Origin of the sequence: Halorubrum kocurii JCM 14978, from assembly GCF_000337355.1 — an archaeon.
Taxonomy (GTDB): Archaea; Halobacteriota; Halobacteria; order Halobacteriales; family Haloferacaceae; genus Halorubrum; species Halorubrum kocurii.
Map to the genome: position 1 here is coordinate 62,435 of NZ_AOJH01000105.1, position 15,670 is coordinate 78,104.

A 15,670-nucleotide genomic window follows, 5' to 3' on the forward strand; every position below is an offset into this window, starting at 1 on the left:
CCACCCGAGACTCCCGCACGGCCCGCCGCCGCGGAGCTACGGGAGGTCGGCGAAGGCGTCGCCCGCGAGGCCCGGACCGCTCGGCACCGCCATCGCGCCCGCCGTGACCGGACAGGGGTCCGGAGCGAGGTCCCCGTCGAGCAGCGAGCCGGTGGCGAGCCCGCAGGGGGCCACGTCGGGGACGGCGGCGGCGACGTGGACCGCCGCGGTGCGCGCGACCACCGCGTCGACCGTGGTGGTGACGACCGGCTCGACCCCGGCCGCTCGCGCGCGCGACGCCGCCGCCACCGCCCGGTCCGGCCCCCCGAGCGCCATCGGCTTCAGGACGACGGCGTCGGCCGCGTCGGCGTCGAGGACCGCGTCGAGCCCTCGGGCCGATAGCGACTCGTCGAGGGCGATCGGGACCGGCGGGTCGGCGTCGGTCTCGGGGTCGACACCGACAGTAGCGGCAGCGGTACCGGACCCGACCCCTCTGAGCGCGGCCGCCCCCTCGAGGTCGTCCGCCGGCAGCGGCTGTTCGAGGTACGCGAGATCGAGCGGCGCGAGCCCGGCCACCGCTTCCCGGGCGGTCTCCCGGTCCCACGCGCCGTTCGCGTCTGCTCGGAGGGCGACGCCGCCGCCGACCGTCCGCCGCACGGCCCGGAGGCGCTCGACGTCGGCCGCGAGGTCGCGCGCGCCGACCTTTATTTTTAAACAGTCGAACCCCCCGTCGACCGCGCGCTCGGCTGCGCTGGCGGTGGTCTCCGGGTCGCCGTCGCCGATCGTCGCGTTGACCGGAACGCTCTCGGCGGGCGCCGGCAGCCCCTCGCTCCGGGCGAGCCGCTCCGAGAGGGACCGGCCGGCGTCGCGGGCGGCGGCGTCCGCGAGCGCGAGCGCGAGTCCGTGTCGCGCGGCCGGGGTCTCTGCGGGGTCGAGCCGGGAGAGCGCGTCGCCCGGGATCCCCTCGTCACACCCGCCGCCGCCGCCGCCGTCCCCGTCGCTGTCGCCTCCGGTTCGGACCCCCCGAAGCGCCGCCTCGCAGGCCGACCGCGACTCGGTCCAGCCGGGGAGGGGCGTCGCCTCGCCGATCCCGGGTCCGGGGACGGCCTCGCCGTCGACCTCTGGGTCGACGGCGACGAGGAACCCCTCGCGCCGGTCGATGGCGCCGCGGGCGGTTCCGAGGGGGCTCGACAGTCCGAGCGAGAAGGCGCGGAGCCGCATCGATCAGACCGCGAGCCCGACGGCGAACGCGACCGCGTACGCCGCGAGGAGTTTCCCGGTCGATTCGAGGGCCGGGTTGAGCGCCTCGCCGGCCGTCTCGGTCAGCACGGTTCGGGCGACGCCGGCCGCGAGCGGGAGGGTCACGAGCGGGAGGAGCGCGGCGAGCCCGTCTCCCTCGGCGAGGAACCAGAAGGGCGTGAGGTACGCGAGCGCGAGCAGCGCGAGGTACTGCCCCCGCGAGAACCCGTAACCGAACCGGACCGCGAGGGTGCGTTTCCCCGTCTGCGCGTCCTCCTCCAGGTCGCGGACGTTGTTGACCACGAGGATGTTCGTCGAGAGCGCGGCGATCGGGAGGCTCGCGACGACGGCCGCGAGGGTGACGGTCCCCTCGGGGACCCACAGGGGGAACGTCTCGCCGGCGAGCGCGGCGGCCTGCACGTAGTAGGTGCCCGTGACGGCGATCACGCCGAAGAAGACGAACACGAACAGGTCTCCGAGCCCGTGGTAGCCGAGCGGGTAGGGGCCGCCCGTGTACGCGATCCCGGCCGCGACCGAGGCGAGTCCGATCACGAGGATCGGGACGCCGCCCACGTACACGAGGTAGCTCCCGACGAGGATCGCCGTCCCGAAGGTGAGCCACATCGCCCGCTTCACCTCTCCGGGGTCGATGAGGCCGCTGGCGACGACGCGGGTGAACCCCTGCCGGTCGTCGGTGTCCGCCCCCTGGATGGCGTCGTAGTAGTCGTTCGCGAAGTTGGTGCCGACCTGGATCAGCGCCGCGCCGACGAGCGCCGCGAGCGCCGGGAGCGGGGCGAACGCCCCCTCCCGAACCGCGAGGCCGACGCCGACGATCACCGGGGCCGCCGCCGCGGGGAGCGTCTGCGGCCGCGCGGCGATCACCCACGCCCGCCGCCGCGACACTTCGGTACTCATTGTCCGGTGTAGGGCCGTGCCGTCCCTTAACCTTACCATCCGGGCGGGCGGGGCCGGCGGAATCGGCCGGAGCGACCGACAGATACGACTTGGGCCGACCCGTACCACACGTATGAGCGACGCGACGGGGAGCGGTGGAAGCGGTATCGACGCGCGCTACGAGGAGACCGACGGTGAGCGACTGCTCACGTTTTCAGCCGACGGTCGCGAGGCGACCGTCGCCCAGAACGTCGACGGCTACGCGATGTTGAAGGTCAGGCCGGGGCCGACCGGCGACGAGTTGGAGCGGTACTACGGCTTCGACATGGCGCTCGACCACGCCGCCGAGCTGCTCGGCGTCGCCGTCGCCGACCTCCCGGTTCCCGAGGCCGCGGCGGACATGGGCATGTGACCCCGTTCGCGGACGTGAGCCCGCTCGCCGCCCTCAGATTCCGAACGTCGCGCGCAGCATGTCGCGGCTCCCGGGGCCCAGTCCGACCGCGAGCACGGTGATGAGCAACAGCAGCGTGTAGCGCGGCGACTCGTCGAACAGCTCGCCGTTGAACACCCAGACGACGAACGTCGCCGCCGCGAGCTTCACCAGGAGGAACGGCCACGCGTCCCCGGTCACGGAGACGATTGACTGCGGGAGCAGCCGGCCGGTCCAGTCGACGATTAGCGCGTTGACGACGTGCTTCGGGACGAGGTTCGCGGTTCCCGTCAGCGCCGGCATCCAGTTGAGCCCGATCACGTTGGCGACGCCGTCGATCGCGTGCCCCCAGATGATGACGATCCCGGCCGCGCCGGTCCCCTGTCGCACGTCGGGGACGAACGCGGTCGCGAGCTTCCACGTGACCGCGGTCGCCGCGGTCGCGATCCCCAGCGTCAAGACGAGAATGATCGGGTAGAACTGGACGTAGTCGGTCGCGACAGAGAGGAACGAGAGGTAGCCGAACGCCAGCGCGAGCGCGGCGGCCCCCATCGCGAACAGCGGGCGGGCGTAGTCGTCGACGACGCCCCGGTCCTCGAGCGAGTACGCCGCGAGGACGCACGCGAGCGTCACGCCGAAGACGGTGAAGTAGATGAAGGGGCTGATCAGCAGCGCGCTCGCCGGGAACGGGATCAGCGGCTCCACGCCGGCCCGCATCGCGGCGACGCCCGAGTCCTCGACGGTGCGGAGGGCGCCGCCGAGCAGCATGAACGGGAACAGCGCGTAGAAGAAGCGCAGCTCGGTGCCGATGTCCAGCCGGCGGAGGAGGAAGACGACGCCGATCAGCATCGCCAGCAGTATCACGACGTAGCTCACCGTCGAGACCGTGGTGTACCCCGGCTCGGCGACGACCTCGCCGGCCTCGACGGCCGCCGTACACGCCGCCGAACTCCCGAGCAGCTCGGTGCCGCCCGCGTCGCGGACGGCACACTGCGCGCCCTGCCCGTCGGCCGCGACCGGCCCCCAGAAGTACCGCCAGAGGAACCGGTCGTACACGATCCGCGGGAAGACGGCCGATCCGACGGCGAGAAGCGCCGTGACCCCGCCGATCACCGCGGCCCACGCGCGCACCGGCGACAGCCCGAACCGCTCCTCGACCCGTGTGCTCATGCTCTCCGTTGGGGGAGTCCCCGAATTGAGGGTTCCGGTCCCGCGTCGGCCCGCGCCCGGCGGGAGACGCTCAGACCGGCGGCCCCTCGGACGCGTAATCGGTTCCGAGGATGATCATCGTCTGGGACCGGGCGAACCCCTCCATCTCCGCGACGCGGTCGAACATCACCTCGCGGAGGCTGTCCGTGTCCGAGGCAACGAGCTTGAGCATCACGTCCCACTCGCCCGTGGTCAGGTGGATCTCGCAGACGCCGTTGATCTCTCGGAGCCGCTCCAAGGCGTCCTCCTCGCGCCCCTGTTCGACCCGGAGCCCGACGAAGGCGCTGACGCCGTAGCCGACGGACTTCGGATCGATCGACGCGTGGTACCCCTCGATGACCCCCGCCTCCTCCATGCGGTTCACCCGGTCGTGGACGGTCGCGCTGGACATGTCGATGCGGCGCGCGACCTCCGAGAACGGCGTCCGGGCGTCCTCCTGTAAGATGCGGAGGATCGATCGGTCCGTCTCGTCGAGTTCCATGCGCGGGCTACGTTGTCGGCGGACTTTGCACTTCCGACGCCGACGCCCCCGAATCAGTCAGCGAGCGGACGTGTCGTCCGCGGTCTCGGCGTTCGGGCCCTCGTCGTCCGGGGTCGAATCGCCCGGGGCCGATTCGTCCGGGACCGAATCGTCGGGCGTCTCGAATGACCCCTCGCGGATAGCGGCCTCCGCCTCGGCGAGCGCCGCCGCGGCGTCGAACGAATCGATCGCGTCGCGACGCGCCGCGGGGGACGCGTCGGCGAGGTCCCGCGCGTGGGCCGTCACGTTCGGCACCGCCCGGAGCAGGTTGTCGACGATCGGGATGTCGGCGGTGCGGGGCGACCGGCTACCGGGATTCAAGTCGACCACGATCTCCGTCTTCCCCATCGCGTCGAGCGCCTCGGCGCGGTCGCCGTCCTCCAGCGGGACGACGACCACGTCGGCCGTCTCGATCCCGTCGGCGTCGACGACGCCGCGGGCGTGGTCCAGTCCGGGGATCTCGCCGTCCCCCGCGAGGCCCTTCACCTCGTCGGCGCCGTGTTCGCGGAGGTGGTCGGCGATCCGGCGGACGCGCTCGTCGGTGTGGTTGAAGAGGTTCACCTCGACGTCGGCGCCGACCGCCTCGGCGAGTTCGACCGTCTCCGCGGGGGCGAGCGCCGCGACGTTGCCGTTCACCGAGAGCACCGGGCGGTCGGCCGAGAGCAGCGTCGCCGCCGCGGCGCGCGCGGCGCGGTCCGCGCTCGGGAGCGTCCGCTCGCCGAGGAGGTAGTCGAACGCCTCGCCGCGGCCCTGCGCGATGAGCCCCTGCTTCGAGGTGATCCCCTTTTCGACGCCCGCTTCGATCCGGTGGCGCGTCACGAGCGACGCGTAGCGCGGGTGATCCTCGGGGATCTCCGTCTCCGTCATACCGCGACGTGGGAGACGCGCCGATTAAAGTGGTCCGTTCGCGGCCGCCGTGTGTGGCCTTCGTGCCAGATAACCTAAACATTAACACGGATCACTGCGTAGCGTCAACCGTGATGGGACGGACTGGCAAGTACACCGTCGTGAGAGCGTGCAACGACCACGGAGCGATCACGCTCCGTGAATATCCGCGCAACGGGACGCTGTACGTCGTCGAGTACGACGACCCGGACGTGGAGGCCGAGCTGTCGTCGCTCGACGCCGGGTCGGTCGTCGAGCTCAACCTCCGGCGGGCGGGCCGCCGGGGCAACGCGTGGTGCGCGGAGTCCGCCCAGCCCGTCGACCCGGCGTAGCGCACGGGTCGCGAAGTCCGTCCGGTCGGTCCGTTTCCTCGTCCCCGTTTTCCCGTTCGCGGCGCTTCGATGCCCCGTTCGCCGATACACGCCGCCCTGCGGTGTTCGGTGTTTAAATGGCTGCGAACGGCGGCGGCGCTGCGCGCCGGCTGCCAGCGGCGCGAGCCGTCGCGGCAGTGGCATTGGAAGATGTTCACCGTCGATCCGGCGTCGGTCGCGCGTGAAACCACGCCGCCGACCGCCGTCACGCACGTCCGCCACCGCTCAGGGATCGGTCCGAATCGACTCGGTGTCCCCGACTGCAACTCGCCTGCAGAGCCGGGCTGTAACGGCGCCGCGCTCGCTCAAGCCACCCCGATCCGCTCGCGGTAGGTCCCGTACTCCGCCTCGAACACGGCCATGATCTCGCCCATCGTCGCGTACGCCTTCACCGCCGTTACGATCGCGGGCATCACGTTCTCGTCGGCGTCGATCGCCGCCCGGAGGTCGTCGAGCGCCGCCTCGACGGCGTCGTCGTCGCGCTCGTCTTTCACCGACTCGAGCCGGTCGAGCTGCCGCTCCCGGGTCGTCTCGTCGACGTGGAGCAGGTCCGGGCGCGTGTCGTCGTCGATCTCGTAGGCGTTGACGCCGACGACCGTCTCCTCGCCGCTGTCGACGCGCTCCTGGTACTCGTAGGAAGCCTCCTGGATCTCGCGGTGGAAGTACCCCTGCTCGATCCCGCGGAGGACGCCGTCGCGGACGGAGCCGTCGCCCATCTCTCGGATCTCCTCGATGTACGCCGTCGCCTCCGCCTCGACCTCGTCGGTGAGCGCCTCCACCGCGAACGACCCGCCGAGGGGGTCGACGATGTCGGCGGCGCCCGACTCCTCGGCGATGATCTGCTGGGTGCGGAGCGCGACCCGGACCGCCTGCTCGGAGGGCAGCGCCAGCGCCTCGTCGAAGGAGTTGGTGTGGAGGCTCTGCGTGCCGCCGAGCACGCCCGCCAGCGCCTGGAGCGTGACGCGGACGACGTTATTCAGGGGCTGCTGGGCCGTCAGCGACTGGCCCGCGGTCTGGGTGTGAAACTTGAGCCGCTTCGAGGCGTCGGCCTCGGCGTCGTACCACTCGCCCATGATCCGCGCGTAGATCCGGCGGGCGGCCCGGAACTTCGCCACCTCCTCGAAGATCGAGTTGTGCGAGTTGAAGAAGAAGGAGAGCTGAGGGGCGAACGCGTCGACGTCGAGCCCGCGGTCGAGGCAGTCCTCGACGTACGCGAACCCGTCGGCGAGCGTGAACGCGAGCTCCTGGACCGCAGTCGAGCCCGCCTCGCGGATGTGGTACCCCGACACCGAGATGGGCTTGAACTTGGGCGTCTCGTCGACCGCGAACTCGATCGTGTCGGTGACCAGATCGAGGGAGGGCTTCGGGGGGATAACCCACTCCTTCTGCGCGATGAACTCCTTGAGCATGTCGTTTTGCAGGGTGCCGCGGAGCTCCTCGCGGGGGACGCCCTGCCGGTCCGCGATGGCGACGTACATCGCGTAGATCACCGGCGCGCTCGGGTTGATCGTGAACGAGGTCGAGACCTCGCCCACGTCGATGCCGTCGAACAGCACCTCCATGTCGCGGAGGGTGTCGACAGCGACGCCCTCCTTCCCGACCTCGCCGAGCGACATCGGATCGTCGGAGTCGAGCCCCATCAGCGACGGCATGTCGAAGGCGGTCGAGAGCCCGGTCTGGCCCTCGTCGATCAGGTAGTGGAAGCGCTCGTTCGTCTCCTCGGCGGTGCCGAAGCCGGCGAACTGCCGCATCGTCCACGTCCGCCCGCGGTGCATCGTCGGGTAGACGCCGCGGGTGTACGGCTCCTCGCCCGGGAACCCGAGGTCCTCCTCGTAGTCCGTATCGGCCACGTCTTCGGGGGTGTACAGGCGTTCGACCTCGTGGTTCGACACCGTCGCGAACCGGTCCTTCCGCTCGCCGTGTCGGTCGAGGGTCTGGTCGAGCGTCTCCGCCTCCCACTCGGCGTGGGCCTCGCGGATCTCGGAGAGCTCCTCGTCGTCGTACATACCGTCAGCTACCCGCCGAACTCGTATAAATATTCATTATGGTTTGCCGCGCGGCCGGCCGGGTTCGCCGGCGGTCCGAATCGCCACCGACCGTTATGTGGACTCGGAGTCAATTCCCACCCATGACCGACCCATCGGAGTCCCCGACGCCGCCCGAAGGATTACCGCCGAAGCTCGTCAAGCAGCTGAAAAACTCCACGCCGGAGGAGCTCCGTAAGGCGATCGTCCACGCGCAGGAGCTGCTGCACTACCACGAGGAGACGGAGCTCCCGGTCGACGCGGAGGCCGGCGACGACATCCTGCGCGTCACCGAACACGATGGGTACACCGAAGTCGTGAAACAGTACTCCTGTCAGGAGGGCTGTGACGACTGTCCGCACGGACCGTACCTCTACCACGTCACAGAAGAGAGCCTTCCGAACGGGACTCACGAGACCCACTGGTCGTTCATCGGTCGCGTGAACGCCGACGGGGAGTGACCCCGACCGCGCCGTGGGTTCGATCGCCGTCCGGCGGTGACCGTCGGCGTCGATCCGGTCACGGGTTCAGCCCCCAGATGCCGGCCCGGAGGAACACGAGCACCGGGATGATCTCCAGGCGGCCGATCCACATGTGGAAGAGGAACATCGCCTCCGCCGCCGGCGACATCGACGGGCCGGTGATCCCGGACGAGAGGCCGACGTTCCCCTGTGCGCTCGCGACCTCGAACAGCGCGTCGGCGTAGCCGAACTCCGGGCCGGCGACGTTGACCAGCACGAGACTCCCGACGACGAGCGCGACGACCCACAGCAGCGTGACGATGGCGGCCTCGCTGAACTCCCGCTCCATCGTCTCGCGGTCCAGCGTGCGGTCGCCGATGCGCGCGGTGACGACGGCGTTGCTCGGGAGGAACACGCGGGAGAACTGCCAGATGATCCCGCGAGCGGCCGTGTACGCACGGATGATCTTGATGCCGCCGACCGTGGACCCGGCGGCGCCGCCGAGCACCATCGCGACGACGACCAACACCTTCGCGCCCGCGACCCAGCTCCCGATCGGCGCCGACTGGAAGCCGGTGGCGGTCAGCGCGCTGATCCACTGGAACGCCGAGTCCCGCACCGCGTCGAGCCCCGCGCCGTCGAGGAGGGGAACCGGGAACGAGAGGAACGACTCCGTCGCGAACGCGCCGGCGGCGACCGGCACCGACGCGACGTTCTGTACTGAGAGCACTGCGACGCCGGCTCCGAGCAGGATGAACAGCCACCGGGTCTGGAGGTCTCCCGCCAACCGGCGGAGGCTCCGATCCCGGAGCACGACGTAGTGGACGGGGAACGCGATCGCGCCGAGGACCATGATCGGCAACAGCACGACCTCGACCAAGGGGGAGCCGTAGGTCGCGATCGAGTTGTCGGTGACGGAGAACCCGCCCGTCGTCAGGCCGGTCATGGCGTGGTTGAGCGCCTGCCAGGCGGTCTCGCCGAGCGAGAGCGACTCGGCGTAGTCGCTCTCGCTCGCTCGGATCGCGACGAACAGCATCGCGAACGCCAGCAGGGTGTAGCCGACCACGAGCTTCCAGACCGTCCTGACCGTCGAGACGACACTCGGGTGGATCTTCTGCTCTCGGGCCTCGCTCCGGTAGAGCGCGTAGCTGCCGCTGCCGGGACGCGAGAGGATGGAGACGGTGAGGACGATGACGCCCACGCCGCCGACCCACTGGATGAACGACCGCCACCACTGCACCGCCCGCGGCAGCGACGGCTCGTGGACCGCCATCGTCAGGCCGCTCCCGGTCCAGCCGCTCATGCTCTCGAAGAAGGCGTGGAGCGGGTCACGAAAGTAACCGAGGCTGGAGAGCGTCGTGGCCCCGCCGACCCCGACCGGTTCCCACGACGACGTGTCCGCGGCGGCCGGAACGAACGCGTCCATGACGGCCGGCGGCGTCAGCCACGCCGTCAGAAACAGCGGGAGCGCGCCGAAGACGGCGACCATCAGCCATCCGCCGGCGGCGATCACCATCCCGTGTTTCATCTTCGGCTCCGGCGCGTCGGCGAACCGCCGATTCGCGAGCCCGCCGACGAGGGCCGTCACGCCGCCCGCGACGAGGAAGCCGAGCGCGGCGTGGAACTCCCGGAACCCGAGGGCGACGACCACCGAGACGGTCATCAGCGCCGCCTCCATCAGGAGGAGCGAACCGACGTCTCGGGCGATCACGTCCATGTCGGACGTAAGTCGGCCGCCGTTCCGTCCGGCCATCTCAGCCGTGGTCCTCCGTGTGCCCGAACACGTCGGTCACCTCCGGGGTCACGCCGCTCCCGGAGTACACCGTGAGCAGGTCGTCCGACTCGATGCGCGTGTTCCCACGGGGCGTTATCGGCGTCTCCTCCCCGTCCCGCTCGACGGCGACGATCAGCGTCTGGTCCCCGATGAGGCCCGCCTCGTCCGCTTCGCGGAGGGTCTTTCCGACGATCGGCGCGTCCGTGCCGACGCTGATCTCGAACACCTCCGCCTCCTCGCCGATGTGCATGAAGTCGACGACGGACGGGCGGCTCACCGCGCGGTAGAGGTACTCGGCGATCAGGCTCTGCGGGTTCTGCATCGTGTTGACGCCGATCTGCTCGAACACGTTCATGTGCTCGGGGTTGTGGACGACCGAGACGATGTTCGGGACCGACAGCTCCTGTGCGAGCAGACAGACCATGATGTTCGTCGCGTCCTGATCCGTCGTCGAGATGAGGGCGTCCGCGCGGTCGGCCCCGGCGTCTTGCAGCGTCTCCTTCGAGGTCGCGTCGTCGTTGATGACGAGGCAGTCGTACGTGCGGGACGCCCGCTCCGCCCGTTCCTCGTCGCTCTCGATGACGACGACCTCGTTGCCGCTCTCGGTCGCGAGTTTGACGAGCGGCGTCCCGATGTCGCCCGCCCCCACGACGATCAGATACATGTGACTGGCCTTCAGAAGCGACCACCGAAAGCCTACCGCTCCGCGCCGAAACGCGGGGACCGTGTCGGCCTCCACCACCCCCTCAGCGACCGCCGAACAGCCGCTCCCACAGCGACCGCGCGGACGGTCGCTCCGAGAGCAGCACCGGCGTGTCGAGGTTCTCGATGGTCTCGAACGCCAGCGACCCGCGGACGATCCGCGACAGCAGGCCGCGTTCGGTCGCGCCGACGATTACGAGGCTATACTCGCCGCCGACGCGGCCGATCGTCTCTTCGACGTCGCCCGTCTCGACGCGCAGGTCGGCGTCGGCGAGCCCGTGACCGCCCGCCCAGCCGGCGAGGAACTCCCGGCCGGACTCCTCTTCGCCCGAATCGGCGACGTACAGCAGCGAGACGTCGACGCCCAGCGTGTCCCGGAGCGCCCTCGCGACCTCGGCGGAGAGGTCCGAGGAGGGACCGCCGGCGGTCGGGACGAGCACGTCGGACAGGTCCAGCCGCTGGCCGTCCAACACGAGGAAGTCGCACGGGAGGTCGTGGGTGAGCTCGTCCAGCGACCCCTCGACGCGCCCGCCCGCGAACCGCGTCCCGCCGTAGCCCATGACGACCGTGTCGGCGTCGTTGGTCCGCGCGGCGTCGAACACCTCTTCGATCCCGCGGTGCGAGAGGATCGTCTTCGTCTCGATGGGCACGTCGAACGCCTCGGCGTCCGCGGCCGCCTCGGCGAGCAGCTCCTCCGAGGACTGGTCGAGGCCGGTCCGGTTCTCGGCCGCCGTCTCCAGCGACGTCTGGTCCGGCACGGTGACGATGTGCGTCGCCAGCACGCGACCGCCTTCGTGCTGAGCGAGCGCGCCCGCGAGCGTGATCAGCGCGCTCTCCGTCCGCGGGTTCGACACCGCGACCATGATCGTCGGGCCCTCGTTTTCGGCCCCGGTCCCGGTCGGCGCGACCGCGTCCGCGGCGCCGACGACCTGATCGGGGAGCTCGCCCTCGCGGCTCCGGATGAACTCAGAGAGCACGCCCTGCTGATCGGTCTTGTCCCGGGCGTAGAGGAAGTACCACGCCACGGCCGCGACGACGAACGCGCCGGACAGCGCGATCTCGATCCCGTCCATGAACGCGACGAGCCCGAGCGACAGCACCGCGCCGAGTATCGGCGTGATCGGGTACAGCGGGACGGTGAAGTCCGGGTCGTACTCCGGGGTGTCGGCCTCGCGGAAGACGATGAGTCCCACGTTCATCAGCGCGTACACGATGAGGTGGAGCACGCTGGCGGCCTTCGAGAGGATCTCGATGTCCTGGCCCAACAGCGCGATGAAGACCACGATGAGCCCGCCCGTCACGAGGATCGACCGGTACGGGGTCGCGTAGTTGGGGTGGATCTCGTTGAGCCAGTTGGTGACGATCTTGTCGCGCCCCATCGCGAAGTTGATCCGGGCCGACGCGAGGATCGAGGCGTTCGCCGAGGAGGCGGTCGCCAGCAGCGCGCCCACGGTCATCACGGCGGCCGCAGCGCCCGCGACGCCGGTGATCGGGCCGATCGACTCGGGGAAGGCGACCTGCGCCGCCTGCGCGACCGGCGCGTCCTGACTGAGCTCCGGCCACGGGACGACGCCGAGCATCGTCGTCACGAGGATCGCGTAGATCACGGTGACGATGGCGACGCTCCCGATGATCGCGATCGGGAGGTTCCGACCGGGGTTCTTCAGCTCCTCCGCGACCGTGGCGATCTTCGCGTACCCGAGGAAGGAGACGAACACGAGCGCGGTCCCGGGGAGGATCGCCCCGTAGCCGCCCGGGGCGAGCCCGCCCTCGTTGCCCGCGAGCGTCGCGTAGTCGAACGAGAAGAAGCCGGCGACGGAGAATATCGCCAGGATCGAGAGCAGGAGGCCGACGATCACCGTCTGTATCCCGCCGGTCTCCTTCGCGCCGATGTAGTTCACGCCGATGAATATCGATCCGGCGACGAGCGCGCCCACCTGTATCGCGTTGAGCCCCGGGATCGTCGGGAGGTCGACGAACACCGCGAGGTACTGACCGAACCCGATGGAGTAGAACGCGGAGGCGAACGCGAGCCCCATCCAGTCGCCCATCCCGGCGATCGACCCGAACATGGGCCCGAGCGACTTGTTGATGTAGTAGTAGCCGCCGCCGGCCTTCGGCATCGCGGTCCCGAGTTCCGAGACGGAGAGCGCGTTCACCATCGCGATCACGCCGCCGACGATGAACGACACGACGACGATGGGACCGGCGCCGCCGTCGGCGTTGACGGCGACGCCCGGGAGGACGAAGATGCCGGCGCCGATCATGGTGCCGATACCGATCGTCATCGCCGACACCAGCCCGAGGTCCTTGGCGAGTTCTTCCTCACTCATCCGTCTCCCCCCGCGTCTGTAGATCCGCCGTCGCCTCGCAGCTGCTCCGCGGACTCGCTTGCGTCGACCTCCCCAGTAGCGTCGGGGACGTTCGCGCTCTCCACGTTCGCCCGAGCGCCGCTCCCGAACAGCCGGTCACGGAGCCCGCGGTCGTCGCGCTTCTCCGCGAGCAGCACGGAACATTCCACGTCCTCGAGCACCTGCAACACGAGCGAGCCGCTCACCAGCCGCGAGAGCAGCCCCTTCTGGGTCGCGCCGATGATAACCATCGTCGCGTCCCGCGCCGCGCGTTCGATCGACGCCTCTACGTCGCCGTTCTCGATCCGCAGCGTCGCGTCCGCGAGGTCGTGTTCGGCGGCCCAGCCCATGAGGAACCGCCGCCCCGCCGACTCGTCGTCGGCCACGTGTAACAGGGTGACCTCGCTGTCGAACTCCGTCTGGAGCATCTTCGCGACCGCGCCAGAGAGGTCCGAAGACGGCCCGCCGGCGGTCGGGACGAGGATCCGCGACGGGTCGAACCCGCGGTCGCGGAACACGAGGAAGTCAGAGGGCAGCGAGTGCGCGAGCTCGTCGACCGCTGTCTCCGCGCGGCCGGGCGCCCCGTGGGAGTCCTCGCCCCACCCCATGACCGTCATGTCGGCGCCGTAGGTCCGGGCCGCGTCGAACACCTCCTCGAACACGCGGTGGGAGAGCACGACGTGGGTCTCCACGTCGACGCCGAACGTCTCGGCGTCGTCGCGGGCCTTGTCCAACAGGCTGTGCGCCGCCTCGTGGGCGCCGCGGTCGCGGGCGGCCTCGAGCGACGTCTGGTCGGGGACGTTCGCGATGTTGACCGCGACGACCGTCCCGTTCCGCTGCTTGGCGATGGCCGACGCGAGCGTGATCAGGTGCTCTTCGGTCGCCGGATTCGCCAACGGCACCATGACGCGGTAGTCGTCGCCGCTCGGCTGGACCGACGTGGCCGCCGACACGGCGGGTTTGGGCAGCTCGTCGGAGCGGTCGAGGATCCACGTTCCCAGCACGCCGCGAGCCTCGACGCGGGTGCGGGCGTACAGCAGGTACCAGAGCACGGCGAAGGCGACGAGCCCGGCCGACAGCGCGATGATCCGTGGCTCGATGTACGCGATCAGCGCGAACGAGGACAGCGTTCCGATTATCGGGACGGCCGGGTAGAAGGGGACCTGGAAGTCGGGGTCGTACCCCTCGACCTCCGACTCGCGCATCACGATGAGCGCGAGGTTGAGCAGCCCGTAGACGATGAGGTGGAGCACGGAGCCCATCGTCGACAGCGACTCGACGCCGCCGGCGACGAGGAACACGAGGATGAGCGCGCCGGTGAGCGCGATCGACTTGTACGGGGTGCCGAAGCGTTTGTGGATCTCGTTGAGCTTCGGGGTGACGATCTTTTCGCGGCCCATCGCGAAGTTGATCCGCGACGACGAGAGGATCGATGCGTTCGCCGAGGAGGCGGTCGCGAGCAGCCCGCCGATCAGGAGCATGCCGGCGCCGACGGCGCCGAGCGAGAAGCCGAACACCTGGTAGTTGCCGAAGAGGAGTCGGGCGGCGTCGACCACCGCAGTCTCGTTGTTCGCGACGAGCTCGTTCGGCACCGCCGCGAGGAGCACGACGAGGAACAGCGCGTACACGACCGTGACGATCACGACCGAGCCGAGGACCGCAAGCGGGAGGTTCCGCCCGGGGTTCTTGATCTCCTCGGCGACCGAGGTGATCTGCACGAACCCGAGGTACGAGACGAAGATGATCCCCGTCACCGGCAGGACCTCGCTCGTCGTTCCCGGCGGGGCGATCGGTCGCAGCGACTCCATGTCGGCGTTCAGCAGGCCGACGACGGTGAAGACGGCGAGGATGCCCAGAAGCGACATCACGATGACGATCTGGAGCCCGCCCGTCTCCTTCGCGCCGAAGTAGTTGACCGCGATGAAGAGGAGCGCGCCGGCGAGGCCGATCACCTGCGCGGCCTCTAACGTCACCGGTCCGAGCCCGATCGGTCCGAGCCCGACGAGCGCGTTGACGTACTCGCCGAAGCCGTACATGTAGAAGGCGGAGGCGAACGCGAGCCCGAGCCAGTTCGCCCACCCCGCGATCGAGCCGAACATCGGTCCGAGCGCCCGGTTGACGTAGAAGTACGCACCGCCCGACTTGGGCATCGCCGTCCCCAGCTCGGAGGCGGACAGCGCCGTGAACAGGGCGATCACGCCGCCGAGGACGAACGTGGCCGCCGCGAGCGGCCCGGCCCGCGCGACCGCGGTGCCGGGGAGGACGAAGATTCCGGCCCCGATCATCGTCCCGATCCCGATCGTGAGCGCCGCGAGTGGCCCGAGGTCCTTGGCGAGTTCCTCGTCGCTCATTCGGTCGATCCCTCGCGCGGGAGCGCGATCACGGGAACGTGTGACTTCGTCACGAGCTTCATCGAGAGATCACCTGAAAGGAACTGGACGAGTCGGTTCCCGCCCCGAGACTGGTAGGCGATGGCGGTCGCGTCGACCTCGTCAACGGCGTCGAAGATGGCGTCGGCGATATCGCGGGCGTACGCGGTGTGTTCGTCTGCGTCGGGGAACACGGTTCGAACCGCGGCGTACGACTCGGCGGCGAGCTCCTCGGACTGCTCGACCGGCGTCTTGTCCGGGACCCCCTCGCCCTTCTCGACCACGTGCAGCGCGGTCACGCGCTCCGGGTCGTAGGGTTCGAGCGCCCGCGCCGTCGCCAGCGCGTCGTCCTCGTGGGCGACGGGCAGGAGGACGTGGCCGAGCAGGTCCCGTTCGTCGGTCTCGTCGGTGCTCGTCATACCGATGGCTCACTCGCTCGCTAGTTAAGAATATACGCACTCC

Annotated in this window: 14 protein-coding genes; 3 read left to right on the top strand and 11 right to left on the bottom strand. The window is 70.1% G+C overall.

What is annotated here, in order from left to right; translation table 11 throughout:
* Nucleotides 1-36: 36 nt before the first annotated feature.
* On the bottom strand, nt 37-1,200 hold the full coding sequence (locus C468_RS16870) for a mandelate racemase/muconate lactonizing enzyme family protein (RefSeq protein WP_008850122.1): 1,164 nt from the start codon (nt 1,198-1,200) through the stop codon (nt 37-39).
* A gap of 3 nt (nt 1,201-1,203) precedes the next feature.
* Nucleotides 1,204-2,133 carry a 1,4-dihydroxy-2-naphthoate polyprenyltransferase gene (locus tag C468_RS16875; RefSeq protein WP_008850123.1) on the bottom strand — a complete coding sequence of 310 codons (930 nt, stop codon included), beginning with the start codon at nt 2,131-2,133 and terminating at the stop codon, nt 1,204-1,206.
* Nucleotides 2,134-2,245: 112 nt separating this feature from the next.
* Here C468_RS16875 and C468_RS16880 point away from each other — a divergent pair, with 112 nt between their 5' ends.
* Nucleotides 2,246-2,524 (top strand): DUF7111 family protein, encoded by a 279-nt coding sequence (locus C468_RS16880; RefSeq protein ID WP_008850124.1) that lies wholly within the window; start codon nt 2,246-2,248, stop codon nt 2,522-2,524.
* A gap of 33 nt (nt 2,525-2,557) precedes the next feature.
* On the opposite strand, the gene C468_RS16885 is transcribed toward C468_RS16880, so the two are convergent.
* The 3 genes from C468_RS16885 to C468_RS16895 form a co-directional block, all read right to left on the bottom strand.
* Nucleotides 2,558-3,712 (bottom strand): DUF63 family protein, encoded by a 1,155-nt coding sequence (locus C468_RS16885; RefSeq protein WP_008850125.1) that lies wholly within the window; start codon nt 3,710-3,712, stop codon nt 2,558-2,560.
* Nucleotides 3,713-3,782: 70 nt separating this feature from the next.
* On the bottom strand, nt 3,783-4,232 hold the full coding sequence (locus tag C468_RS16890; protein ID WP_008850126.1) for an Lrp/AsnC family transcriptional regulator: 450 nt from the start codon (nt 4,230-4,232) through the stop codon (nt 3,783-3,785).
* 57 nt (nt 4,233-4,289) lie between these two features.
* The gene (locus C468_RS16895; protein ID WP_008850127.1) at nt 4,290-5,138 is read right to left on the bottom strand and encodes a 4-phosphopantoate--beta-alanine ligase; all 849 of its coding nucleotides are present in this window, start codon (nt 5,136-5,138) and stop codon (nt 4,290-4,292) included.
* Between the two features lie 113 nt (nt 5,139-5,251).
* Here C468_RS16895 and C468_RS16900 point away from each other — a divergent pair, with 113 nt between their 5' ends.
* On the top strand, nt 5,252-5,488 hold the full coding sequence (locus C468_RS16900) for a hypothetical protein (RefSeq protein ID WP_008850128.1): 237 nt from the start codon (nt 5,252-5,254) through the stop codon (nt 5,486-5,488).
* A 344-nt stretch (nt 5,489-5,832) separates the two neighbouring features.
* On the opposite strand, the gene C468_RS16905 is transcribed toward C468_RS16900, so the two are convergent.
* Entirely contained in the window at nt 5,833-7,533 is a 1,701-nt protein-coding gene (locus tag C468_RS16905) for an acyl-CoA mutase large subunit family protein (protein ID WP_008850129.1), read from the bottom strand.
* A gap of 122 nt (nt 7,534-7,655) precedes the next feature.
* On the opposite strand from C468_RS16905, the gene C468_RS16910 reads away from it, so the two are divergent.
* Nucleotides 7,656-8,012: a hypothetical protein gene (locus C468_RS16910; RefSeq protein WP_008850130.1), complete on the top strand. Its 357-nt coding sequence runs from the start codon at nt 7,656-7,658 to the stop codon at nt 8,010-8,012.
* Nucleotides 8,013-8,070: 58 nt separating this feature from the next.
* On the opposite strand, the gene C468_RS16915 is transcribed toward C468_RS16910, so the two are convergent.
* The 5 genes from C468_RS16915 to C468_RS16935 form a co-directional block, all read right to left on the bottom strand.
* The gene (locus tag C468_RS16915) at nt 8,071-9,765 is read right to left on the bottom strand and encodes a potassium transporter TrkG (RefSeq protein WP_049912335.1); all 1,695 of its coding nucleotides are present in this window, start codon (nt 9,763-9,765) and stop codon (nt 8,071-8,073) included.
* A 1-nt stretch (nt 9,766) separates the two neighbouring features.
* Nucleotides 9,767-10,450, bottom strand: coding sequence for a potassium channel family protein (locus tag C468_RS16920; protein ID WP_008850132.1), 684 nt, complete (start codon nt 10,448-10,450; stop codon nt 9,767-9,769).
* 82 nt (nt 10,451-10,532) lie between these two features.
* The gene (locus C468_RS16925) at nt 10,533-12,821 is read right to left on the bottom strand and encodes an amino acid permease (RefSeq protein WP_008850133.1); all 2,289 of its coding nucleotides are present in this window, start codon (nt 12,819-12,821) and stop codon (nt 10,533-10,535) included.
* A complete protein-coding gene (locus C468_RS16930; protein WP_008850134.1) occupies nt 12,818-15,190 on the bottom strand; it encodes an amino acid permease in 2,373 nt (790 codons plus the stop codon). Before C468_RS16930 ends, C468_RS16925 begins: the two co-directional genes overlap by 4 nt.
* Entirely contained in the window at nt 15,187-15,627 is a 441-nt protein-coding gene (locus C468_RS16935) for a universal stress protein (RefSeq protein WP_008850135.1), read from the bottom strand. The genes C468_RS16930 and C468_RS16935 overlap by 4 nt, the downstream gene beginning before the upstream one ends.
* Between the last annotated feature and the right edge of the window lie 43 nt (nt 15,628-15,670).

Excerpts from the sequence above, each read along its gene's own strand:
- C468_RS16870 (WP_008850122.1), bottom strand. The coding sequence starts at position 1,200 with ATGCGGCTCCGCGCCTTCTCGCTCGGACTGTCGAGCCCCCTCGGAACC.
- C468_RS16875 (WP_008850123.1), bottom strand. The coding sequence starts at position 2,133 with ATGAGTACCGAAGTGTCGCGGCGGCGGGCGTGGGTGATCGCCGCGCGG.
- C468_RS16880 (WP_008850124.1), top strand. The coding sequence starts at position 2,246 with ATGAGCGACGCGACGGGGAGCGGTGGAAGCGGTATCGACGCGCGCTAC.
- C468_RS16885 (WP_008850125.1), bottom strand. The coding sequence starts at position 3,712 with ATGAGCACACGGGTCGAGGAGCGGTTCGGGCTGTCGCCGGTGCGCGCG.
- C468_RS16890 (WP_008850126.1), bottom strand. The coding sequence starts at position 4,232 with ATGGAACTCGACGAGACGGACCGATCGATCCTCCGCATCTTACAGGAG.
- C468_RS16895 (WP_008850127.1), bottom strand. The coding sequence starts at position 5,138 with ATGACGGAGACGGAGATCCCCGAGGATCACCCGCGCTACGCGTCGCTC.
- C468_RS16900 (WP_008850128.1), top strand. The coding sequence starts at position 5,252 with ATGGGACGGACTGGCAAGTACACCGTCGTGAGAGCGTGCAACGACCAC.
- C468_RS16905 (WP_008850129.1), bottom strand. The coding sequence starts at position 7,533 with ATGTACGACGACGAGGAGCTCTCCGAGATCCGCGAGGCCCACGCCGAG.
- C468_RS16910 (WP_008850130.1), top strand. The coding sequence starts at position 7,656 with ATGACCGACCCATCGGAGTCCCCGACGCCGCCCGAAGGATTACCGCCG.
- C468_RS16915 (WP_049912335.1), bottom strand. The coding sequence starts at position 9,765 with ATGGCCGGACGGAACGGCGGCCGACTTACGTCCGACATGGACGTGATC.
- C468_RS16920 (WP_008850132.1), bottom strand. The coding sequence starts at position 10,450 with ATGTATCTGATCGTCGTGGGGGCGGGCGACATCGGGACGCCGCTCGTC.
- C468_RS16925 (WP_008850133.1), bottom strand. The coding sequence starts at position 12,821 with ATGAGTGAGGAAGAACTCGCCAAGGACCTCGGGCTGGTGTCGGCGATG.
- C468_RS16930 (WP_008850134.1), bottom strand. The coding sequence starts at position 15,190 with ATGAGCGACGAGGAACTCGCCAAGGACCTCGGGCCACTCGCGGCGCTC.
- C468_RS16935 (WP_008850135.1), bottom strand. The coding sequence starts at position 15,627 with ATGACGAGCACCGACGAGACCGACGAACGGGACCTGCTCGGCCACGTC.